The organism is Neorhizobium sp. T6_25 (assembly GCF_002968555.1).
Classification (GTDB): domain Bacteria; phylum Pseudomonadota; class Alphaproteobacteria; order Rhizobiales; family Rhizobiaceae; genus Neorhizobium.
Genome location: NZ_PVBL01000015.1, coordinates 17,800 through 39,043 on the forward strand (window position 1 = coordinate 17,800; position 21,244 = coordinate 39,043).

Here is a 21,244-nt window from a genome sequence, read left to right on the forward strand (position 1 = left end):
ATGCCGGGAGCAAGGGGCCGTTTCTCGCTCGATGCGTTCCGTCACGAGGCGCTCGACGAGGTCGGATCCACCAATAGCGAATGTCTCGCCCGCGCTCGCGCGGGCGATTCCGGTTTGTTATGGCTGACAGCGACGCGCCAGCTCGCCGGCCGCGGGCGCCGTGGCCGGGCCTGGACATCGGAACCCGGCAATCTCTATGCCTCGCTGCTGCTGATCGATCCTGCGCCGCCGGAGAGGATCGGCTCGCTGCCGCTCGCGGTCGCCGTCGCCGTCCATGCCGCAGTCAGTTCGGTTCTACCGCCGGGCGGCGAGCCGCTCGACGTCAAATGGCCGAACGATATCCTGATCGGCCGCAAGAAGACCTGTGGCATCCTGCTGGAGGGCGAGGGGCTGCCGGATGGCCGCCGCGCGCTCGTCATCGGCATCGGCATCAATATCCGCCATATGCCCGATAGTGCAGCCTATGCGGTCACGAGGCTTGCCGACCACGGTGCAAAGGTCTCGCCGGAAGAGCTTTTCGCGCATCTTTTCAGAGAGATGGCACAGGTTCTGGAATCCTGGGATGAGGGCCGGGGCACCCCGGAAATCAGCCGGCGCTGGCGCGAGGTAGCCTGCGGCATCGGCGAAAAAATCACCGTGAACCTGCCGGACCGCTCGCTTGTTGGTACATTCGCAGGTATCGATGACAAAGGATTTTTGCTGCTCGACACCGGACTGGGCGCGCTAACGTCGATCGCCGCCGGTGATGTATTTTTTCAAGGAATGGAATAGACAAAGAAAATGGCAAACCAAGAAGAACTGGTGTTTCTGCCGCTTGGCGGCGTCGGCGAGATCGGCATGAACCTCGCCCTCTACGGCTATGGTACGCCGGAGAAGCGCCAGTGGATCATGGTCGATTGCGGCGTGACCTTTCCGGGGCCGGACCTGCCGGGCGTCGATCTCGTGCTGCCGGATATTCGCTTTCTCGCCAGCCAGCGCAGCCATCTCAAGGCGATGATCATCACCCATGCGCACGAGGACCATTACGGCGCCATGAACGACCTCTGGCCGGGCCTCAACGTGCCCGTCTACGCGTCGCCGTTCACCGCCGGCATGCTGGAAGCCAAGCGCAATTACGAAGGTTCGCGCGCCGAAATCCCGGTGACGATCTTCAAGGCCGGCGACCGCATCAATATCGGCCCGTTCGAGATCGAGGCCATTGGCGTCAATCACTCGATCCCCGAGCCGATGTCGCTGGTGATCCGCACCCCGCTCGGCAACGTCGTCCATACCGGCGACTGGAAGATCGACCACGCGCCGTCGCTCGGACCGTTTACCGACGAGGCGCGCTTCCGCAAGATCGGCGACGAAGGCGTGCTGGCGCTGATGTGCGACAGCACCAACTCCATGCGCGAGGGCGTTTCGCCTTCCGAGGAGGAAGTCTCCGAAGGCCTGCGCAAGATCATCGAGGCGGCCGAGGGCAGGGTGGCGATCACCACCTTCTCCTCGAATGTCGGCCGCATCCGTTCGATCGCCCAGGCAGCGGAAGCTGCTGGCCGCGAAGTCCTGCTGCTCGGCTCTTCGCTGAAACGCGTCGTCGGCGTCGCCCGCGATATCGGCATCATGGAGGGCCTGAAGCCTTTCATTGCCGAGGACGAATACGGCTATATCCCGCGCGACAAGATCGTGGTGATCCTCACCGGCAGCCAGGGCGAACCGCGCGCCGCACTCGCCAAGATCGCCCGCGACGAGATGCGCCACGTGGCGCTGACGTCAGGCGATACGGTGGTCTTTTCCTCCCGCACCATTCCCGGCAACGAAAAGGCGATCATCGAGATCAAGAACGGCCTGATCGAGCAGGGTATCAAGATCGTCACCGACAGCGACGCGCTCGTCCACGTCTCCGGCCACCCGCGCCGCAGCGAACTGGTGCAGATGTATGAGTGGACCCGCCCGCAGATCCTCGTGCCCGTCCACGGCGAGGCCGCGCATCTGACGGCCCAGGCCGAGCTCGGCGCATCCGTCGGCATCAAGACCATTCCGCGGGTCCGCAACGGCAATATTCTGCGCCTTGCGCCTGGCCCGGCCGAGGTGATCGGCGATGCGCCGCATGGGCGTATCTTCAAGGACGGCAAGCTGATCGGCGATTTCGAGGAAATGGGCATCGGCGACCGCCGCAAGCTCTCCTTCGTCGGCCATGTCTCCGTCAACGTCCTGCTCGACGCCCGCTATGACTTCGTGACCGATCCCGATCTCATCGCCTTCGGCCTGCCGGAATTCGACGACGAGGGCGAGGACATGGAGGATACGCTCTATGACGCCGTGCTCGGCGCCGTCGAAAGCATTCCGCGCGCCCGCCGCAAGGATCTCGACATGGTCCGTGAGGCCATCCGCCGCGCCGTCCGCTCCACCGCCAACGAGGCCTGGGGCAAGAAACCGATCGTGACGGTGTTCGTTACGCGTCTCTGAGGGGACGGGTTGTTTGCCCCTCACTTGCGATTTCTAACACTTAGCCTTTGGCTAAGATGTTGAAATCGCTTTCTCTCCCACAAGGGGAGAGATAAGAGTGCCGCGGCGCCACAGTCCTACCTCCCCCATGGCGGGGGAGGAAGAAAAATCAGCATCTTAGCCGGAAGGCTAAGTGCTAGATTTTTCAGGTGAGGGGGCGGGAATGGATGCAGTTCCCGAAGGAGGAGAGACATGCTCGGACGCGTCAATCACATCGCCATCGCCGTGCCGGATCTTGGCGTCGCGACCACGACCTATCGCGATACGCTCGGCGCCCGCGTCTCCCAGGCCCAGGCCTTGCCCGAGCATGGCGTCACCGTGGTCTTCGTCGAGCTCCCGAACACCAAGGTGGAACTGCTCGAACCGCTTGGGCCCGATTCGCCGATCGCGGCCTTCCTCGAGAAGAACCCGTCCGGCGGCATGCACCATATCTGCTACGAGGTGGACGATATCATCGCCGTCCGCGACAAGCTGAAGGCGGTCGGCGCGCGGGTCCTCGGAGACGGTAATCCGAAGACCGGAGCCCATGGAAAACCTGTGCTTTTCCTGCATCCGAAGGACTTCAACGGCACCCTAGTCGAGCTCGAACAGGTGTGAGTCCCGCAACTGTGACATCACGTCAGGCGATGCCGATTTGAGCTTGTGGGCCTTTAGGCATATAAGGCGCCCATTCTTCGAACCGGAATCGAGTCGAGACCATGCCGCTTTTGACGGTCGCCGCCATCTACTTCATCATCTGGTGGACCGTGCTCTTCATCGTCCTTCCACTTGGCTATCGCAGCCAGCAGGAAGACGGTGAGGTGACCAACGGTACTGTGGAAAGCGCCCCGACCCGATTTCGCGGCGGTCGCGTCATCCTGCTGACGACGGTGATCTCGACACTGCTCTATCTGGGCTACTACGTTGCATCCGCCTATTTCGGCGTCGGCATTGCCGATATTCCCGTCATCGTACCGACCTTCGACTGAAGCCCGAATAAGGCAGGATCATCGGAGCCTGTCATTCCCCTGTCATGATTTACAGGCATAGGAGCGGCGGCGAAGGCACCCGAGTGCAACCGTTCGGACTGGCGAAAAAGCAAAAAAAAACAAGGCGGTTAAGCCTTGTTTCTAGTGTCGCGTGATCCTTAACCGTTACCGGGGCTGCGACAAGCGCGCCTAAGATCTGATCCTCCCAAGACTTGACCGCGAAATGGCAAGAATTTGAACTCCTTGCCTCTTTTGTGAGCTGAACCTAGCTCAAAGGATGTGCTTTGTCATCCGCTTTTTTTGTATTTTTGCTACACTTCGATAAAATTTTTCGATTGACAAAAATGTCGCACGCTTGCCACGAAATCCCCGCTTTTGGCGGGTCTGGAAGTGCCGGCGCAGATTCGTGAACAACGTGCGATTCATGCTGGGGCGGGTTCCCTTGGGCCTGAGGAACGGCTATGTACCCTCCCAATATTGTTGAAGAAAATGGCCGATTCCTCGCGTGATAGGATAGGCCCGACAACCTCGGAAATCGCGATGCGCCTGTCCCGCTATTTTATGCCCATCCTGAAGGAAAACCCCAAGGAAGCGGAAATCGCGTCCCACCGGCTGATGCTGCGTGCCGGCATGATCCGCCAGCAGAGCCAGGGCATCTATTCCTGGCTGCCGCTCGGCAAGCGGGTGCTCGACAAGGTCAACGCCATCGTCCGCGAGGAGCAGAACCGTGCCGGCGCCATCGAGGTGCTGATGCCGACGCTGCAATCCGCCGAACTCTGGCAGGAAAGCGGCCGCTACGATGCCTATGGCAAGGAAATGCTGCGCATCAAGGACCGCCAGGAGCGGCCGATGCTCTACGGCCCCACCAACGAGGAAATGATCACGGACATCTTCCGGTCCTACGTCAAATCCTACAAGAACCTGCCGCTCAACCTCTATCACATCCAGCTGAAGTTCCGTGACGAAATCCGTCCGCGCTTCGGCACCATGCGCTCGCGCGAGTTCCTGATGAAGGACGCCTATTCCTTCGATCTGACCAAGGACGCCGCCGAGCATTCCTATCGCAAGATGTTCACCGCCTATCTGCGCACCTTCGCGCGGCTCGGCCTGCGGGCGATCCCGATGCGCGCCGATACCGGCCCGATCGGCGGCAACCTGTCCCACGAATTCATCATCCTTGCCGAGACCGGCGAGTCGGAAGTGTTTTCCCACAAGGATTTCGTCAACTTCGACATCCCCGGCACGGACACCAATTTCGATGACGTCGAGGCCATGCAGGCGGTCTTCGACAAGTGGACGTCGGTCTATGCCGCGACCTCGGAAATGCACGACGAGGAAGCCTTCAACGCTATTCCCGAGACCGACCGGCTTTCCGCTCGCGGCATCGAGGTCGGCCATATCTTCTATTTCGGCACCAAATATTCAGAGCCGATGGGCGCCAAGGTGCAGGGACCTGACGGCAAGGAACACCCTGTCCACATGGGTTCCTACGGCATCGGCCCGACACGCCTTGTTCCCGCCATCATCGAGGCATCGCATGACGACAACGGAATCATCTGGCCGGCATCGGTCGCACCGTTCGACGTCGTGGTCATCAACATGAAGCCAGGCGACGAGGCCTGCGACCGGATCTGCGAAACGCTCTACGGCGGTCTCGCGACGGTCGGCAAGGACGTGCTCTACGACGATACGGACGAGCGCGCCGGCACCAAGTTCGCGACCGCCGACCTGATCGGCGTGCCGGTCCAGGTGATTGTCGGACCCCGCTCCGCTGCGTCAGGCGAAGTGGAGGTCAAGGACCGCAAGACCGGCGAGCGCGAAACGCTGACCGTCGAAGCGGCCATGAACAGGCTCGCCGGCCGATAAGCCGGCAGGCTGCCGGAGCAATTCCAGGAAAAGTGTGAAGCGGTTTTCCGTCCGGAATTGCGACCACCAGATTGAGGAAATGGCATGGCGAGTGTCGCGGCGAATGGTGAAGCGGTAAAGGCGGGCGGTTCGCCTGCGGCCGGTCCTTTCTCGGCCTTTGAGCGGATGGTCGCCTGGCGTTACCTGCGCTCGCGCCGCCGCGAAGCCTTCATCTCGGTTATCGCCGGCTTCTCCTTCATCGGCATCATGCTCGGCGTCGCGACGCTGATCATCGTCATGGCCGTGATGAACGGTTTCCGCACCGAGCTCATCTCACGCATTCTCGGCATCAACGGCCACATGATCGTCCAGCCGATCGACGGGCCGCTGACGGATTACGCCGAGCTCACCCAGAAATTTGCGGCCGTTCCCGGTGTGCGGATGGCGCTGCCGCTGGTCGAGGGCCAGACGCTGGCATCGGGCCGCGGCGGCGCAGGTTCCGGCGCGCTGGTGCGCGGCGTCCGCCCGGAAGATCTCGAAAAGCTGTCGGAGGTCGCCGGCAACGTCAAGTCGGGCGATATGGTCGGTTTTGCCTCGGGGCAGGGCGTTCTGGTAGGCTCCAGGCTCGCAGCCCAGCTCGGACTTTCAGCCGGCGACCAGATCACGCTGATCTCGCCGGAAGGCGACGTGACGCCGATGGGCGTCAATCCGCGCGTCAAATCCTATCCGGTCTCCGGCATTTTCGAGATCGGCATGTCGGAATACGACGCGACGATCATCTATATGCCGCTCGAGGAGTCGCAGCTCTATTTCAATGCCGACGGCATCGTTCAGTCGATCGAGCTGTTCATCGACAATCCCGACAATGTCGACGATCTGCGCCCGAAGATCGAGGCGGCGGCCGGCCGCCAGATCTTCATCACCGACTGGCGGCAGCGCAACCAGACCTTCTTCTCCGCGCTTCAGGTGGAGCGCAACGTCATGTTCATGATCCTGACCCTGATCGTGCTGGTGGCGGCGCTCAATATCATCTCCGGCCTGATCATGCTGGTGAAGGACAAGGGCAGCGATATCGCTATCCTGCGCACCATGGGTGCGGGTGCGGGCGCTATCATGCGCATCTTCTTCATGACCGGGGCGGCGATCGGCCTCGTCGGAACGTTCGCAGGCGTGCTGCTCGGCGTGGTCGTCTGTCTGAACGTCGAATCGATCCGCCAGTTCTTCTCCTGGATCTCGGGTACCATCCTCTTCGATCCGCAACTCTATTTCCTCAGCCAGCTGCCGGCGGAGATGAGCTTTGGCGAGACCTTCTCGGTGGTCATGATGGCGCTCGTCCTCTCCTTCATCGCCACCATCCTTCCGGCATGGCGGGCCTCCCGGCTCGATCCTGTCCAGGCCCTTCGATACGAATAGGACCCAAATCTTTCATGGCACCCAAAACCGTCTTGCAGCTCTCGGGCGTCGAACGTCACTATGGCCAGGGCGAGACCACGCTTTCGATCCTGAAGGGGGCTGATTTCGACCTGAAGACCGGCGAGATCGTCGCGCTGGTCGCCCCGTCGGGCACCGGTAAGTCGACGCTGCTGCATCTCGCCGGACTGCTAGAACACCCCGACGCCGGCGAGGTCTTTCTCGCCGGGCGTGCCTGCAACGGACTTCCCGATGCGGAGCGCACCGCGATGCGCCGCAACCAGATCGGTTTCGTCTACCAGTTCCACCATCTCCTGCCGGAGTTTTCCGCGGTCGAGAACATCATGATGCCGCAGCTGATCGCCGGTCTTTCCAAGGCCGAGGCGAAGGAGCGGGCAACCCAGCTTCTGGACTATATGCGCATCGGCCATCGCGCCGAGCACCGCCCCTCCGAACTGTCCGGCGGCGAGCAGCAGCGCGTGGCGATCGCCCGTGCCGTCGCAAACGCCCCGCGCGTGCTTCTTGCCGACGAACCGACCGGCAATCTCGACCCGAAGACCGCATCCTATGTCTTCGACGCTCTGGAAGCCCTGGTGCGCCAGTCGGGCCTTGCGGCCCTGATCGCCACCCACAACCACGACCTCGCTAGCCGCATGGACCGCCGCGTGACGATCGAGGGCGGCAAAGTCGTCGAGATGTGAAGAAGGCGGGCATCTGTGCGGATAGATCCTCGGGTCGAGCCCGAGGATGACGCCGTTGAGTGGTGTGCTCCGCCCCTTCCTCCGTCATCCTCGTCCTCGGGTTAAACCCGAGGATGACCCCAGGATCCACCCTCCAGGCGCCAGTCTATCCGGGCATGACCGACACTCCCTCGAGGCAGCTTTCAGCGCCCCGTCCGAAATTGCTCATGCCCGGATGGTCATTCCAGTCCGGACGTATCCGCATGCGCCGATCCGGCCGAAAATCCCACCGTTAATGCCTTGTTTACCAGGTGAGGGAGGATATCGCGATATGTTTGTTTCCGGTCTGTTCTTTTATTGACTCTCAAACAAAATGAGAACAAATTAAAAACATAAGAGAACACGGGAGACGACGATGACTGACCTGCTTCGTGACATTGCCGCATTCGCTTCCATCGCCACCTTCGTGGCCAGCCTCTCCATGATCATGATGGCCATGTGACCGGACATCCAGTCGGTCCCTCTGCCGAAAGGCGTTGAGGAGGGAATTCCGAACTGGACTCTCAAAGCTCTGCGCCGGACAATAGCCTGATTCATGAGATGGTTCCCGCTTCATCAAACGGGTAAGGCGCAGACATGGCAGACAAAATGGACGTAAAATCGGGATCGGAAGAGCTGGGAACCAGCCCTCAATTCGTTCACCTGCGCGTCCATTCCGCCTACTCGCTTCTCGAGGGCGCCTTGCCGCTCAAGAAGATCCTCTCGAAGGCGATCGCGGACAATCAGCCTGCGATCGCGATCACCGACACCAACAATCTTTTCGTCGCGCTGGAATTCGCCCAGAAGGCGATCGGCGACGGTCTGCAGCCGATCATCGGCTGCCAGCTGTCGATCGATATGGAAGACCAGTCGGACGAGCGGCGCAACAGCCACCAGCAGCTCGTCAAGCTGCCGGCGATCGTCGTGCTGGCGGCCAATGCCGTCGGTTACGAACGGCTCGTCGACCTGATCAGCCGCGCCTATCTCGGCGACGAGGGGCATCAGTCCATCCATATCAGCCGCTCCTGGCTGGAGGACGGCGGCACCGAGGGGCTGATCGCGCTGACCGGGGCCGGAAGCGGGCCGGTCGACATGGCTCTGAAGGAAGGCAATGCTACGCTTGCCGAAGCGAGGTTGCTGAAACTCAAGGAGATCTTCGGCGATCGGCTTTACGTCGAACTGCAGCGCCACGGCGCCTACGATCGGCGCCACGAGCACAAGATCGTCACGCTCGCCTACGACCACGACCTGCCGCTGGTGGCGACCAACGAGGCCTTCTTTCCCACCAAGTCCGAGTTTGATGCCCATGACGCGCTGATGGCGGTTGCCCATAATGCGATCGTCTCGGACGACACCCGGTTCCGCCTGACGCCGGACCATTATCTGAAGAGCCGCGCCGAGATGGCAAAGCTGTTCGCCGACCTGCCGGAGGCGCTTGAAAACACCGTCGAGATCGCCCGGCGCTGCTCTTTCGTGCTGAAGACCCGCAATCCGATCCTGCCGCGCTTCACCGGCGCCACCGACGATCCGGCGGAAGCCGAGCGTGCCGAGGCGGAGGAGCTGCGCCGCCAGTCCGTCGAAGGTCTCGAAGAGCGCATCGCGACGCTCGGCATGACCCTCGGTTATACCGAACAGGATTATCGCGACCGGCTGGATTTCGAGCTCAGCGTCATCGAGAAGATGAAGTTCCCGGGCTACTTCCTGATCGTTGCCGACTTCATCAAATGGGCGAAGCAGCAGGGCATCCCTGTCGGTCCCGGCCGTGGTTCGGGTGCGGGCTCGCTGGTCGCCTATGCGCTCACCATTACCGACGTCGATCCGCTGCGCTTCTCGCTGCTGTTCGAGCGCTTCCTCAATCCCGACCGCGTCTCGATGCCGGACTTCGACATCGACTTCTGCCAGGACCGCCGCGAAGAGGTGATCCGCTACGTGCAGCAGAAATACGGCCGCGAGCAGGTGGCGCAGATCATCACCTTCGGTTCGCTGCAGGCGCGCGCCGCGCTTCGCGACGTCGGCCGCGTGCTCGAAATGCCCTATGGCCAGGTCGACAAGATCTGCAAGCTGGTGCCGAACAACCCGGCCAACCCGACGCCCCTGTCGAAGGCGATCGAGGAGGATCCGAAATTCCAGGAGGAGGCCGACAAGGAGCCGGTCGTCGCCCGCCTTCTCGATATCGCCCAGAAGATCGAAGGCCTCTATCGCCACGCCTCGACCCACGCCGCCGGCATCGTCATCGGCGACCGTCCGCTGTCGAAGCTCGTGCCGATGTATCGCGACCCGCGCTCGGACATGCCCGTCACCCAGTTCAACATGAAATGGGTGGAGCAGGCGGGCCTGGTGAAGTTCGACTTCCTCGGCCTGAAGACGCTGACCGTGCTGAAGACTGCCGTCGATTTCTGCCGCAAGCGCGGCATCGAGATCGACCTCGCCAAGATCCCGCTCGACGACACCAAGACCTACGAGATGCTGTCGCGCGGCGAGACGGTCGGCGTGTTCCAGGTGGAAAGTGCCGGCATGCGCAAGGCGCTGATCGGCATGCGGCCGGACTGCATCGAGGACATTATCGCGCTCGTGGCGCTTTATCGTCCGGGCCCGATGGAAAACATTCCGACCTACAACGCCCGCAAGCATGGCGAGGAGGAGATCGAGTCGATCCATCCGATGATCGATCATCTCCTGAAGGAGACGCAAGGGGTCATCGTCTATCAGGAGCAGGTCATGCAGATCGCTCAGGTGCTCTCGGGCTATTCGCTCGGCGAGGCCGACCTGCTGCGCCGCGCCATGGGCAAGAAGATCAAGGCGGAGATGGACCAGCAGAGCGAGCGCTTTGTCGACGGCGCCATCAAGAACGGCGTCTCCAAGCCGCAGGCCAACAACATCTTCGAACTGCTGGCCAAATTCGCCAACTACGGCTTCAATAAATCGCACGCCGCGGCCTACGCGATTGTCTCCTACCAGACGGCCTTCATGAAGGCGCATTATCCGGTCGAGTTCCTCGCCGCATCTATGACCTACGATATGTCGAACAGCGAGAAGCTGAACGATTTCAGGCAGGATGCCGGCCGCCTCGGCATAGCGGTCATTCCGCCGTCGGTGCAGACCTCGTTCCGGCATTTCGAGACCGGCGACAACCGGATCTATTACGCGCTGGCCGCCATCAAGGGCGTCGGCGAGTCGGCGGTCGATCACATCACTGAAGTGCGCGGCGATGTGCCGTTTGCCAGCATCGAGGATTTTTGCCTGCGGATCGATCCGAAACAGGTCAACCGCCGCGTCATGGAAAGCTTGATTTCGGCGGGTGCCTTCGATTGTTTCGGCCGTGATCGCGCCGAATTGAGCGGCGGCCTCGACCGTATCATCGGTTATGCGCAGCGTGCGCAGGGGGAGAAGGTCAGCGGCCAGCACGACATGTTCGGCTCGTCCTCCGCCTCCGGACCGGAAACGCTGATCTTCCCGTCGTTTACACCGTGGATGCCCTCCGAAATGCTGATGCGCGAATATCAGGTGCTCGGCTTCTATCTCTCTGCCCACCCGCTGGATGCCTATGCCAACGTGCTCGCCAAGATGCGCGTCCAGAACTTTGCGGACTTTTCCGCCGCCGTGAAGCAGGGCGCCACCGCCGGCCGGCTGGCCGGAACGGTGACCAGCAAGCAGGAGCGCAAGACCCGTACCGGCAACAAGATGGGCATCGTCACCTTCTCGGATGCGACCGGCCAGTTCGAGGCGGTGCTGTTCTCGGAGGGGCTGGCGCAATATCGCGACCTGCTCGAGCCCGGCAAGTCGCTGGTCATCACCGTGCAGGCGGAAGAGCGGCCGGAAGGCATCGGCCTGCGCATCCAGACGGCGCAGTCGCTCGAGGAAAAGTCGGTGCAAATGCAGAAGGCGCTGCGCGTCTTCGTGCGCGATTCAGGCCCGATGCGCGCCGTCGCGCGACACCTCAATGCCCGGGGCGACGGGCTGGTGTCCTTCGTGATCATCAAGGATGACGGCAAGCGGGAAATCGAGGTGGAGCTGACGGAAAAATACCGCATCTCGCCCGAAATCGCCGCGGCGCTGAGGACCGCGCCGGGCGTTCTCGACGTCGAGCTGGTCTAGAAGACTTTAATAGAGGCCGTAGGCGCGGGGCTTCGCCGCCGTCCGCCGCTGGCTGACCGGCTGCGGCCTGGTGATGGAGGCCTGCGCTTCGGCCACCCGCTGCACCGGCTGGGTGACGGTGATGAAATCGGTGCCGTCGCCGGTATCCTGGCCGATACCCTGGTCGTTGATCGTCAGAGACGAGCCGTCGCTGATCAGCGTTTCGATCCGGTCGCGAATGTCGGCCGGGATTTCGATGCGGTTAAGAGCCTGTGTGGCGGCGCCCGGCGCGTAAGGATCGTCGGCGACGGTGATCCCGAGCCGCTGCTTCATCGCAGCGCTGAGGCCGTTGGGAACCGTGACGCTGTGCCATTCGGCCGTCTCTTCCTTGCGCTCGACCTTGTCGACGCTGAAGAAATGCGTGCCGAGCGCGATTTCGGGATCCTTGATGCCGACCGGAGCCTCGAACAGCGGCTGGAAATTTTGGCGCACCATGATCTGGCCCATCGGCGGACGCGACTTGCCCGCGGTTTCGTAGAGAGACGCCAGGAATTCCGGCGTCACCAGCGCGCCCTTGGGCGACAGGTTCTTCCAGCGCTTGAAGCCGGCAATCGCGCTGCGCGTCATCGGGCCGGCGAACCCGTCGCCGCCGCCGGTGTCGAACCCGAGCTGCTGCAGCAGGATCTGGGCATCCATCAAAGTCTCGCGCTCGCCGCGGCGGGTGATGAGGATGCGCAGCGGTGCGACATCATCCTCTTTCGCGGCCGCGACCGGTTGGGTCGGAGCCGGCCGCGCGTCGGTCGTCGGATGGACGATCGAGGGATTGTTCGGAACGACGTTCATCGCCACTTCGACCGGTTTCGAGCTGCTGCCGATCGACGAGGTCCGCAGTTGGACATCGGAAAGCAGCGGTCCTGTCGGCAGCGGCTTGCGCGGCAGGAACAGGTTGGCGTTCACGATCAATTGCGGCACGACCGGCGCATCAGTGATGATCACATGCGCGCCGCGCTCGGTCATCTGGAAGAGCGATTTGGCAAATGCGCCCGGCATGCGCACGCAGCCATGCGAGGCCGGATAGCTCGGCACGCTGTTCGATTCGTGAAGCGCGATGCCCGACCAGGTCAGGCGCTGCATCCACGGCATGGGCGCGTTCGAATAGAGGTTGGATTCGTGATATTTCTGTTTTTCGAGGATCGAGAAGATCCCGCTCGGCGTCGTGTGGCCTTGCTTGCCGGTCGACACCTTGGAGGTGGTGAGGACCGTTTCGCCGTCATAGACGACAAGCGACTGCTTGTCCTTGGAAACGATGATCTGCAGCGTGCGGGCACCTTCCGCAAAAGCCGCATGCGACAGCATGGTCGCAGACAAAAGACCTAACCCGAACACCAGGCGACGCAACATGACCGACCCCATACGCAATACAAGACCCGCATATTAGCGCACGAGGTTTAAGGAAGGTTATCCGCGCCGCGAGTAGTTTTAACGTTATGGTTAATAACGGATCACATTTCATTGATCCCGTCGGCGGTTCCCGAAAGTATATCCGGTCTCGACGGCGGCCTTGCCGAATTTGTCGCGCAGCTTGTCCATCGCCGCTTCCGCAGCCGCCCGCCGGCCGGCCTGGCGGTCGACGAGGTCGGGCGGATCGGCAAGTGTGGGATCGCCGAGATCGGTGACGCCGATGCCCAGCAGGCGGAATTTGGTGCCGTCGGTCTCGCGTTCCATCAGCGACAGCCCGGTGCGGAAAATGCGGTCGGCGAGCTGGGTCGGGTCCTCCAGCCGCTTGTTGCGGGTGCGGCTCTTGAAGTCGGAGGTCTTCAGCTTGAGAACGACGGTCTGCCCGGCAATACCGTGTTTCTTCAGCCGCGCCGAGACCTTTTCCGAAAGCCGCCTCAGGATCGGCACGAGGTCGTCATAGCTGGAGATATCGTCGAAGAAGGTGGTCTCGGCCGAAACGCTCTTGGCCGCGTCGTTTACATGCACCTCCCGGTCGTCGATGCCGCGCGAAAGCCGATAGAGCCGCTGGCCCATCGAGCCGTAGCGGCGCATCAGGTCGGCTTCCTGCATGGTCTGGAGCTGGCCGATGGTGCGGATCCCGTCCGCCTCCAGCGTCGCGTTGAACGCCTTGCCGACGCCCCAGATGGTGGTGACGGGCCGCGCCGCCAGGAATTCCAGCGCCTCGTCCTGGCCAATTACCGAAAAACCGCGGGGCTTCTGAAGATCCGAGGCGACCTTGGCGAGAAACTTGCAATAGGAGAGGCCGACCGAAACGCTGATGCCGATCTCGTCCTGCACCCGCCTGGCGAACTTGGCGAGAATTCGCGCCGGCGGGGCGTGGTGCAGCCGTTCGGTGCCGGCGAGTTCGAGAAAGGCCTCGTCGATCGACAGCGGCTGAACCAGCGGCGTCAGATCGTGCATCATGGCGCGCACCTGCCGTCCGACGGTGACGTATTTTTCCATGTTCGGCGGGATCACGACGGCGTCGGGGCAGAGTTCCAGCGCCTTGAACATAGGCATCGCCGAGCGGACGCCGTTGATGCGGGCGATGTAGCAGGCGGTCGAGACGACGCCGCGTTTGCCGCCGCCGATGATCACCGGCTTGTCGGCAAGCTCCGGATTGTCGCGTTTTTCGATCGTCGCATAGAAGGCGTCGCAATCGATATGCGCCAGCGTCAGCGCGTAGAGTTCCTTGTGATAGACGAGACGCGGGCTGCCGCAGGCGCGGCAACGGCGCACTTCCGCCTTCTGCTCAGCAAGGCAGTCGCGACAGAAGCCGGGTGTCTTGTCAGGCGTGGGCGTCATGGCAGAGAACAAAGGTTGAACACCGCGACGTTAAGGCCTAAGCTCGTGAGTCACAAGGGAGAGCATAGAGGTTTGGCGTGGATATCGATCTTCGTTTCGAGCCTGTGACGGCGGAGCGCTGGGAGGATTTCGAAATGCTCTTCGGCTCACATGGAGCCTTCTGTGACTGTTGGTGCGTCGCGCTGCGCCTGCCGCATGCGGTGCGCACCAGGATGCGGCCGCAGGAGCGCAAGGATCATATCCATGACCGTATAAATGCCGGTGCGCCGCCCGGCATTCTGGCCTACGCGGATGGCGGGCCGGTCGCTTGGGTGCAGGTCGGACCGCGCCATGATGTGCCGCAGTTCAATTCGCCGCGCACCGTCTCGCGCCCGCTGGATGAGGCGGATGCAACCGATCCCTCTGTCTGGGCGGTCAGCTGTTTTTTCCTGACGCCGAAGTTTAGGGGCAAAGGGCTGAGCCACCGCCTGCTGTCTGGCGCCATCGACTATGCGCGCCAGATGGGAGCGCGGTTCGTCGATGCCTGTCCGATCGATCATGTGAAGCAGTCGAAATCGGTGACGCTGTGCATCGGCTCGACGGCGATCTTCGACGCCGCCGGCTTCGAAGTGGTGGAGCGCCGCAAGGAGGGACGACCGCTGATGCGGCTGGAACTTTAGATGTCAGGCGGCTTTGGGTTGGATATGGTGACGGATAAGTTCGGCAGCGTGGGCCCAGTCGGCAGCCCTGACGATGCCTTCGTCCGGTTTCGGCGCCAGCAGATGCAGGGGCGAGTCGGGCATCATGTGGAGGACGAGGCATTCGGCGACATGATCCCGCACCGAGTGGAGATTGTGTGCCATGTCGTCGATGAAGACGCAGGGCAGGGGACGTCCGGCATGCAGGCGCTGCATGATCGGACCCTTGGGCTCCTCGCTGGCGATCAGTGGGAAGGTGAGGCCGATCTGGTCGAGAAGCCGGCGGCGGTGGTCGCGATAGCGCGGAGGCATAGCGGTAAGGAACACGACGTCCGCATCCTCCGACAGCGTCTGCAGTGTCTGGACGACAAATTCGGTCGGGATCTGCCAGTTTTCCTGCGCCTCGAAAAAGGCTTCGATCAGCCCCCGCACCTGCACAGGCTCGAGCGCCGTCTCGGTCTCGACGGAGACGATATTGCCGGTAAGGCGGAAGGAACGTGGCCGCAGTTCATGACCTTCGCCGCGCAGAAAATCCTGAAAGGGGGCCACGAAGTGCAGCACCACATCGTCGATATCGCAAACGACGAGCGGCCGGTCGCCGAGGCGCACATGGGAAAGGTCGAGGATTTCGCTCATCTCAATAGTCGCCGGAGCCGAGCCCTGGACCGGAATAATGCTGCCAGGCTGCTGCCACGGTCTCTGGCTTTGTACCCGTCGCCTCACAGAAGGCAAGCAGGGTCGGCTCGTGACCCATCAGGAAATCGATCATCCCTGCAAGAAAGCCGGGATCGTTTACCGCATTGCGCAACTGGTTGGGCTGTACGCCGGAAAGGGCGAGGAATCGGCCCAGCATGTCGGGTTCGTTGGCGAGCCAGCCGAGAATGGCGCCTGCCGTATCTTCCGCCTTGGCTTCGTTGCTTCGAGCATTACCGGGTTCGCGCCGCATTGTCCGCCGAGTTACCTCTTTTTCAACTAAATGGCTTTACCGTGCCTGATAGGCGCTCTGTGGAATCGGCCGTTCCGGGAGCTTATATACTGAAGGCACTCATGCAAGCCGGGATTTAAGGAACGGATCGCTATGCCCAAACGGGTTATGATCGTCGAGGACAACGAGCTGAACATGAAGCTCTTCCGCGACCTGATCGAAGCATCGGGATACGATACCATCCAGACCCGCAACGGTATGGAAGCGCTTGATCTTGCACGCAAACATCGCCCCGACCTGATTTTGATGGACATCCAGCTGCCCGAGGTTTCGGGTCTGGAAGTCACCAAATGGCTGAAGGAAGACGATGAATTGCACGTCATTCCGGTGATCGCGGTGACCGCCTTTGCCATGAAGGGCGACGAGGAACGCATTCGCCAGGGCGGTTGCGAGGCCTATGTCTCGAAACCCATATCGGTGCCGAAGTTTATCGAGACGATTAAAACATATCTCGGCGACGCGTGAAAACGGGACGGACCTCATGACGGCGCGGATACTGGTAGTCGACGATATTCCAGCGAATGTGAAGCTGCTCGAAGCCAGGCTTCTGGCTGAATATTTCGACGTCCTGACCGCCGACGACGGCTACAAGGCGCTGGCAATCTGCGACAGCACGCATGTGGACCTGATCCTGCTCGACATCATGATGCCCGGCATCGACGGTTTCGAAGTCTGCGAGCGGCTGAAGAGCAATCCGCGCACCGCCCATATTCCCGTCGTCATGGTCACCGCGCTCGACCAGCCCTCCGACCGCGTGCGCGGCCTGAAGGCCGGTGCCGACGATTTCCTGACCAAACCGGTCAACGACCTGCAGCTCATCTCGCGCGTGAAAAGCCTGGTGCGGCTGAAGACGCTCAGCGACGAACTGCGCATCCGCGCCGACACTGCCAGCAATATCGGGCTGGAAGACATGCTGAAGGGTGCCGACGGCCGCGAAGAGACTGCCCAGGTCCTGCTCGTCGATGGCCGCGCGAGCTCGCAGGAGCGCATCATCAAGGCGTTGAAGCCGGTTGCCGGCGTCATTGCCATGTCCGATCCGCAGGCGGCACTTTTCGAGGCGGCGGAGAGTCCGGTCGATCTTGTGATCGTCAACGCCAATTTCGACGACTACGATCCACTGAGGCTCTGCTCGCAGCTGCGCTCGTTGGAGCGCACCCGCTTCCTGCCGCTGCTGCTGGTGACCGAGATGGGCGCCGACGATTTGATCGTGCGAGCGCTCGACCTCGGCGTCAACGACTATATCGTCCGGCCGATCGATCCGAACGAACTCGTGGCCCGCGTGCTCACCCAGATCAAGCGCAAGCGCTACAACGATCGCCTGCGCATGAGTATGCGCCAGACGATCGAGCTTGCCGTCACCGACGGGCTGACCGGTCTCAGCAACCGGCGTTATCTCGACAATCACCTCAAGGTACTGTTCAACCGGGCTGCCGCACGCTCCAAGCCGCTGTCCGTCTGCATCACCGATATCGACCGCTTCAAGTCGGTCAACGATGCCTACGGTCACGATGCCGGCGACGAGGTTCTGAAGGAGTTTGCAGCTCGAGTCCGCTCGACGGTTCGGGGAGCCGATCTTGCCTGCCGTTACGGGGGTGAGGAATTCGTGGTGGTCATGCCCGATACAGACGCCATGTCGGCCGGAGCGATTGCCGAACGGCTGCGCAGCATCATCGAGAGCCAGCCGTTTCATTTGAAGACAGCGGGTATCATGCTCAATATCACCGCCTCGCTCGGCCTCGCCTGCAGCACGCAGGGCGCCGAAACGCCGGAACAGCTCCTGAAGCAGGCCGACCGCGCGTTGTATGAAGCGAAAAACAGCGGGCGCAACCGGGTGGTTGCCGCAGCCGCGTAGAGAATCAACAGGTCCTGAAATTCCTCTGAGCCTTCGCCGAACGGCGAAAACACCCAGAAAGAAGCACCCGGTCCCCAGTTATTTTTGGGTGGAACCCAACTTTTTGCAGGTGCTAATTAATGGAAGAATTTCATGAACAGCCGTCAGTTAACGGGACTGCTGCAGCGCATTCAAGAAATTTCGAATGTATTCACGCACTCTCAGATTTGCCGATAGAGAATAGCTGTTTGTATTGGCTTTGAATTTTTTGCATGGCTGAGAAGATAGACAGTGCTCGCCAAGGATGTGCTTGAAACTGAGAAGGCATTTCTAAGAGCTAGATCAAAGTAAGCATACCAGGCGCCGGGAGTAACTTCGGATTTATGCCAAGAAAATCGAAAAAACATGAGTAGCGGCCGCGGATTTTAACCAACAACAGTGAAGGATTCGGTTCGAGATTAAGATTGTGTTGATTTTCTTTTCGTTTTGCGCAATTTTGGCCCCGACCAGACAGTGTACCCGAAATGGTACATAGATACCCCATGATGCTCAGGTCCGCCGCATCTCCTGGGTCGTGGGGTCGGTCGACCGGCAGGCATACCAAAGCGGTTCCTCGTGCCGTGATTGCAGGCTGGTCGACCCCCATTTGAAAGCGCCGCTTCCAGTCTCTGGGGCGGCGCTTTTTCATTTCTACGCAGCTTGTCCCGCTCTGGATCACTCGTCTACCGCACGGGCCCGAAAATCGGTTCCGACTTCCGGAAAGCCCGCGGCAATGGGAGAATCAGGGTAAAGCCCAAAAGAAAAGGCGCCTGGCTCTATCGGCCGGCGCCCTTCTACAACCCCCGGATCAAGGCCTTACTTGATCTTGGTTTCCTTGAACTCGACGTGCTTCTTGGCGACCGGGTCGTACTTCGTCTTGGTCATCTTGTCGGTCATCGTGCGGCTGTTCTTCGTGGTGACGTAGAAGAAACCGGTGTCAGCCGTCGACAGCAGCTTGATCTTGATGGTCGTAGCTTTCGCCATGGTGTTCTGCCTCTAAGAAAAAATGAAGCCGCGGACGCGGGTTGGGTCCACGGCGAAATCTGGCGCGAAATTACAAATCGCGCCCGAAAAGTCAACTCCGTTTTGACCGGAAAAGCATTCGGCAGATGGAAACCAGCACATAGAAGCCAAAGAATCCCGCCAATGCCCAGGCAAAACCGTCATTGCCGGCGATATCGATGGCCGCGCCAATGCCCTGCGGGCCGGCAACCGTGCCGACCGCATAACAGAAGATGAAGGCTGCGTTGGCGGCGGCAAGGTCGGCTCCGCTGAGCCGCGATCCGAGATGCGCCAGGCCGACGGTATAGAGGCCGGAGACGCAACCGCCCCAGAAGAACAGTACCACGGCCATCATGATCCAGTTCTGGATCAGGAAGGGCAAGGCAAGCGATCCCGCGACGCCGAGCACCGCCATGGCAGTCAGCAGCGGCCGCCGATCCCTCAGCTTGTCGGAATAGAGGCCGAGCGGGATCTGGAAGGCCATATTGCCGATGCCCATCACCGTCAGCAGCAGGGCGGCCTGCTGCTCGGTCAGCGCCGAACGAATCGCATAGATCGGGAACAGCGACAGCCCGCCTGCCGAAACCGCGCCGAAGGCGAATACCGCCGCCGTCGCTGTCGGCACAAGGAAGATGTAGTGGAAGAAGTGCCGGTCCGGCTTGGTATCCAGCACAGGGCTTTCATTGCGGGCGATGAAGATCGGGATGATCGCCAGCATGATGATCGCCGCGCCGACCAGGAATGGCAGGACGCCGTCGCTGCCGAGCGCAGAGAAGAGCAGGGGCCCGATCGCGAAGCCGATGGCCAGCACCGTGGCATAGATGCCGAGAACGAGCCCACGGCGCCGGGGAGGGGCCGCCTCGTTGATCCAGAATTCCGACAGGATGAAAAGCGTCGTCGTCGCGCCATGGAAGGTGAAGCGCAACGGGAACCACATCCAGAAGGCATCCGCGTAAAAGAAGCCGATGGCGCTGACTGCGGCGACGAGCACCGCGAACATCATCGTCCGCGCGACGCCGTAGTCGTGAGCGATCTTGGTGGTGATCGGCGCGGCGGCCATGGAGGCGACGCCGGCCATGGCGGCGTTGAGGCCGATCAGGGTGGAGGAAATTCCGCGCTTTTCAAGAATGATGCTGAGGAGCGGCAGGCCGAGGCCGATGGCGATGCCCACTGCACTGATGGCGGATATGGCGGCGATCAGCGATGGCCAGTGGATCTTGTCGACATGGCCGTTGGCGTCTGTCGTCGGCTGAGCCATTCAATATTCCTTACAGTCGGCTGCGGACGAATCGTCCATGACGCATGAAGTAGAAGGACACCGGGCTTCCAAACGGTAAAGATGGATCGGAGACCATCAGGTTTTTCACGTCCTCCAGAACCGCCTGTGTGATGCGCGGGAGTTTCAGACCTGAAAGCTCGGCAATGTCAAGCCAGCGCACGTCCTGAAGTTCGCTTGAGTCGCCCAGGCGCGTCATGTCGAAGCGGGTTTCGTCGGCAAAGGTGAGAAAGAAGCGCGTATCGTAGCGCCGGACATTGCCTGGCGGCGTGATGGCGCGGGCGACGTAGCGCAGGCGGGAAAGGTCGGCAGCGCCGCCGCCGGCAAGCCCGGTCTCCTCCTGGAGTTCCCTGAGGGCCGCGAGCGCCAGTGCCCGGGCCCGGGCCGAGGTCATGCGGGCGGTGGTGCCTGCCGCCAGCTTTTCGAAGACGAGTGGATCGAGGTCGGCGCCGAAGGGAAGGGCATGGTCGCGAGGGTCGCGCTTGCCGCCCGGGAACACGTAGACATCCGGCATGAAGACATGGCCGCTGCCGCGCCGGCCCATGAGGACTCGGGGAGCCACGTCCGAGCGATCGATCAGGATCAGGGAAGCTGCGTCCTTGGGCGCCACGCCGGCCACGCGCGCATGCTTCGGCGCGTCCATTGCGAACGGAGCCTGTTCCTCGGCAGACGATGTCATGGGATCGGTCCGCCCCGGCCCGGATCGAGGGCTTCATCGTCCGTGCCATTGAAGCCGTGCATCTTCAGCGCCCACTGGAAGCCGATGACGCCGCCCTTGATCGGCTGGATGGTCAGAAGCGCCGCGAGGATCGCCAGCGGCACCCAGATGGCGAGATGCACCCAGGGCGAGACCCGAAGCGTCATGTCCGTCAGCATGTAGCCGGTCATCAGCACGTGGCCGACGACGACGATCACCAGATAGGCCGGCAGGTCGTCGGCGCGGTGATGATGGATTTCCTCGCTGCAGACGGCGCAGGTATCGACCGGTTTGAGGAACGCCCGGAACAGGCGGCCGGTGCCGCAGGCAGGACAGGTGCAGAGCAAGCCCCGCTTGATGGAGCGGCCGAGCGGCCTTTCGGCCTCCTGTGCGCCACCGTATCGGACCGTCTGTTCGTCCTGCTTCTGCATC

Annotated in this window: 19 protein-coding genes; 11 read left to right on the forward strand and 8 right to left on the reverse strand. The window is 61.7% G+C overall.

The annotated features are described in order from the left end of the window. The 8 genes from C5L10_RS19580 to dnaE all read left to right on the forward strand — a co-directional run bounded on the left by C5L10_RS19580 (position 1) and on the right by dnaE (position 11,524). Positions 1 to 771 carry a biotin--[acetyl-CoA-carboxylase] ligase gene (locus C5L10_RS19580; RefSeq protein WP_105431064.1) on the forward strand — a complete coding sequence of 257 codons (771 nt, stop codon included), beginning with the start codon at positions 1 to 3 and terminating at the stop codon, positions 769 to 771. 9 nt (positions 772 to 780) lie between these two features. Next, positions 781 to 2,448: a ribonuclease J gene (locus tag C5L10_RS19585; protein ID WP_105431065.1), complete on the forward strand. Its 1,668-nt coding sequence runs from the start codon at positions 781 to 783 to the stop codon at positions 2,446 to 2,448. Positions 2,449 to 2,679: 231 nt separating this feature from the next. Further along, entirely contained in the window at positions 2,680 to 3,084 is a 405-nt protein-coding gene (mce, locus tag C5L10_RS19590; protein ID WP_105431066.1) for a methylmalonyl-CoA epimerase, read from the forward strand. Between the two features lie 101 nt (positions 3,085 to 3,185). Beyond that, complete coding sequence (locus C5L10_RS19595) at positions 3,186 to 3,455, forward strand: DUF1467 family protein (protein ID WP_105431067.1); 270 nt, start codon at positions 3,186 to 3,188, stop codon at positions 3,453 to 3,455. A gap of 540 nt (positions 3,456 to 3,995) precedes the next feature. Beyond that, on the forward strand, positions 3,996 to 5,321 hold the full coding sequence (proS, locus tag C5L10_RS19600; protein ID WP_046667903.1) for a proline--tRNA ligase: 1,326 nt from the start codon (positions 3,996 to 3,998) through the stop codon (positions 5,319 to 5,321). A gap of 84 nt (positions 5,322 to 5,405) precedes the next feature. Continuing rightward, on the forward strand, positions 5,406 to 6,713 hold the full coding sequence (locus C5L10_RS19605; RefSeq protein ID WP_046636586.1) for a lipoprotein-releasing ABC transporter permease subunit: 1,308 nt from the start codon (positions 5,406 to 5,408) through the stop codon (positions 6,711 to 6,713). A 14-nt stretch (positions 6,714 to 6,727) separates the two neighbouring features. Next, positions 6,728 to 7,411, forward strand: coding sequence for an ABC transporter ATP-binding protein (locus tag C5L10_RS19610; RefSeq protein ID WP_105431068.1), 684 nt, complete (start codon positions 6,728 to 6,730; stop codon positions 7,409 to 7,411). 627 nt (positions 7,412 to 8,038) lie between these two features. Further along, positions 8,039 to 11,524: a DNA polymerase III subunit alpha gene (gene dnaE / locus C5L10_RS19615; RefSeq protein WP_105431130.1), complete on the forward strand. Its 3,486-nt coding sequence runs from the start codon at positions 8,039 to 8,041 to the stop codon at positions 11,522 to 11,524. A gap of 6 nt (positions 11,525 to 11,530) precedes the next feature. On the opposite strand, the gene C5L10_RS19620 is transcribed toward dnaE, so the two are convergent. Both C5L10_RS19620 and C5L10_RS19625 read right to left on the reverse strand, forming a co-directional pair. Then, entirely contained in the window at positions 11,531 to 12,904 is a 1,374-nt protein-coding gene (locus C5L10_RS19620) for a L,D-transpeptidase (protein WP_105431131.1), read from the reverse strand. 108 nt (positions 12,905 to 13,012) lie between these two features. Next, a complete protein-coding gene (locus C5L10_RS19625) occupies positions 13,013 to 14,305 on the reverse strand; it encodes a DNA polymerase IV (protein WP_105431132.1) in 1,293 nt (430 codons plus the stop codon). A gap of 77 nt (positions 14,306 to 14,382) precedes the next feature. Between C5L10_RS19625 and C5L10_RS19630 the strand changes: the two genes are divergently transcribed. Next, on the forward strand, positions 14,383 to 14,964 hold the full coding sequence (locus C5L10_RS19630) for a GNAT family N-acetyltransferase (protein ID WP_105431069.1): 582 nt from the start codon (positions 14,383 to 14,385) through the stop codon (positions 14,962 to 14,964). Between the two features lie 3 nt (positions 14,965 to 14,967). Here C5L10_RS19630 and C5L10_RS19635 read toward each other — a convergent pair whose 3' ends face one another. Both C5L10_RS19635 and C5L10_RS19640 read right to left on the reverse strand, forming a co-directional pair. Next, on the reverse strand, positions 14,968 to 15,618 hold the full coding sequence (locus C5L10_RS19635) for a hypothetical protein (protein WP_105431070.1): 651 nt from the start codon (positions 15,616 to 15,618) through the stop codon (positions 14,968 to 14,970). A gap of 1 nt (position 15,619) precedes the next feature. Next, the gene (locus tag C5L10_RS19640) at positions 15,620 to 15,928 is read right to left on the reverse strand and encodes a DUF3572 domain-containing protein (RefSeq protein WP_105431071.1); all 309 of its coding nucleotides are present in this window, start codon (positions 15,926 to 15,928) and stop codon (positions 15,620 to 15,622) included. Between the two features lie 132 nt (positions 15,929 to 16,060). On the opposite strand from C5L10_RS19640, the gene C5L10_RS19645 reads away from it, so the two are divergent. Continuing rightward, entirely contained in the window at positions 16,061 to 16,432 is a 372-nt protein-coding gene (locus C5L10_RS19645) for a response regulator (protein WP_007765577.1), read from the forward strand. Between the two features lie 16 nt (positions 16,433 to 16,448). Beyond that, positions 16,449 to 17,819, forward strand: coding sequence for a PleD family two-component system response regulator (locus C5L10_RS19650; protein WP_105431072.1), 1,371 nt, complete (start codon positions 16,449 to 16,451; stop codon positions 17,817 to 17,819). Between the two features lie 834 nt (positions 17,820 to 18,653). Here C5L10_RS19650 and rpmG read toward each other — a convergent pair. The 4 genes from rpmG to C5L10_RS19670 form a co-directional block, all read right to left on the reverse strand. Beyond that, positions 18,654 to 18,821 carry a 50S ribosomal protein L33 gene (gene rpmG / locus C5L10_RS19655; protein ID WP_003547442.1) on the reverse strand — a complete coding sequence of 56 codons (168 nt, stop codon included), beginning with the start codon at positions 18,819 to 18,821 and terminating at the stop codon, positions 18,654 to 18,656. Between the two features lie 91 nt (positions 18,822 to 18,912). Then, positions 18,913 to 20,097, reverse strand: coding sequence for an MFS transporter (locus C5L10_RS19660; RefSeq protein WP_105431073.1), 1,185 nt, complete (start codon positions 20,095 to 20,097; stop codon positions 18,913 to 18,915). Between the two features lie 10 nt (positions 20,098 to 20,107). After that, a complete protein-coding gene (locus C5L10_RS19665; protein ID WP_080955163.1) occupies positions 20,108 to 20,794 on the reverse strand; it encodes an NUDIX hydrolase in 687 nt (228 codons plus the stop codon). Continuing rightward, a complete protein-coding gene (locus C5L10_RS19670) occupies positions 20,791 to 21,243 on the reverse strand; it encodes a DUF983 domain-containing protein (RefSeq protein ID WP_105431074.1) in 453 nt (150 codons plus the stop codon). The genes C5L10_RS19665 and C5L10_RS19670 overlap by 4 nt, the downstream gene beginning before the upstream one ends. Position 21,244 lies beyond the last annotated feature (1 nt).

What these genes read in the sequence shown, in the direction of transcription:
- C5L10_RS19660 (WP_105431073.1), bottom strand. Translation starts at nt 20,097, where the DNA reads ATGGCTCAGCCGACGACAGACGCCAACGGCCATGTCGACAAGATCCAC.
- C5L10_RS19645 (WP_007765577.1), top strand. Translation starts at nt 16,061, where the DNA reads ATGCCCAAACGGGTTATGATCGTCGAGGACAACGAGCTGAACATGAAG.
- rpmG (WP_003547442.1), bottom strand. Translation starts at nt 18,821, where the DNA reads ATGGCGAAAGCTACGACCATCAAGATCAAGCTGCTGTCGACGGCTGAC.
- C5L10_RS19670 (WP_105431074.1), bottom strand. Translation starts at nt 21,243, where the DNA reads ATGCAGAAGCAGGACGAACAGACGGTCCGATACGGTGGCGCACAGGAG.
- C5L10_RS19610 (WP_105431068.1), top strand. Translation starts at nt 6,728, where the DNA reads ATGGCACCCAAAACCGTCTTGCAGCTCTCGGGCGTCGAACGTCACTAT.
- C5L10_RS19665 (WP_080955163.1), bottom strand. Translation starts at nt 20,794, where the DNA reads ATGACATCGTCTGCCGAGGAACAGGCTCCGTTCGCAATGGACGCGCCG.
- mce (WP_105431066.1), top strand. Translation starts at nt 2,680, where the DNA reads ATGCTCGGACGCGTCAATCACATCGCCATCGCCGTGCCGGATCTTGGC.
- C5L10_RS19650 (WP_105431072.1), top strand. Translation starts at nt 16,449, where the DNA reads ATGACGGCGCGGATACTGGTAGTCGACGATATTCCAGCGAATGTGAAG.
- C5L10_RS19595 (WP_105431067.1), top strand. Translation starts at nt 3,186, where the DNA reads ATGCCGCTTTTGACGGTCGCCGCCATCTACTTCATCATCTGGTGGACC.
- C5L10_RS19605 (WP_046636586.1), top strand. Translation starts at nt 5,406, where the DNA reads ATGGCGAGTGTCGCGGCGAATGGTGAAGCGGTAAAGGCGGGCGGTTCG.
- C5L10_RS19625 (WP_105431132.1), bottom strand. Translation starts at nt 14,305, where the DNA reads ATGACGCCCACGCCTGACAAGACACCCGGCTTCTGTCGCGACTGCCTT.
- C5L10_RS19640 (WP_105431071.1), bottom strand. Translation starts at nt 15,928, where the DNA reads ATGCGGCGCGAACCCGGTAATGCTCGAAGCAACGAAGCCAAGGCGGAA.
- proS (WP_046667903.1), top strand. Translation starts at nt 3,996, where the DNA reads ATGCGCCTGTCCCGCTATTTTATGCCCATCCTGAAGGAAAACCCCAAG.
- C5L10_RS19620 (WP_105431131.1), bottom strand. Translation starts at nt 12,904, where the DNA reads ATGTTGCGTCGCCTGGTGTTCGGGTTAGGTCTTTTGTCTGCGACCATG.
- C5L10_RS19585 (WP_105431065.1), top strand. Translation starts at nt 781, where the DNA reads ATGGCAAACCAAGAAGAACTGGTGTTTCTGCCGCTTGGCGGCGTCGGC.
- C5L10_RS19580 (WP_105431064.1), top strand. Translation starts at nt 1, where the DNA reads ATGCCGGGAGCAAGGGGCCGTTTCTCGCTCGATGCGTTCCGTCACGAG.
- dnaE (WP_105431130.1), top strand. Translation starts at nt 8,039, where the DNA reads ATGGACGTAAAATCGGGATCGGAAGAGCTGGGAACCAGCCCTCAATTC.
- C5L10_RS19635 (WP_105431070.1), bottom strand. Translation starts at nt 15,618, where the DNA reads ATGAGCGAAATCCTCGACCTTTCCCATGTGCGCCTCGGCGACCGGCCG.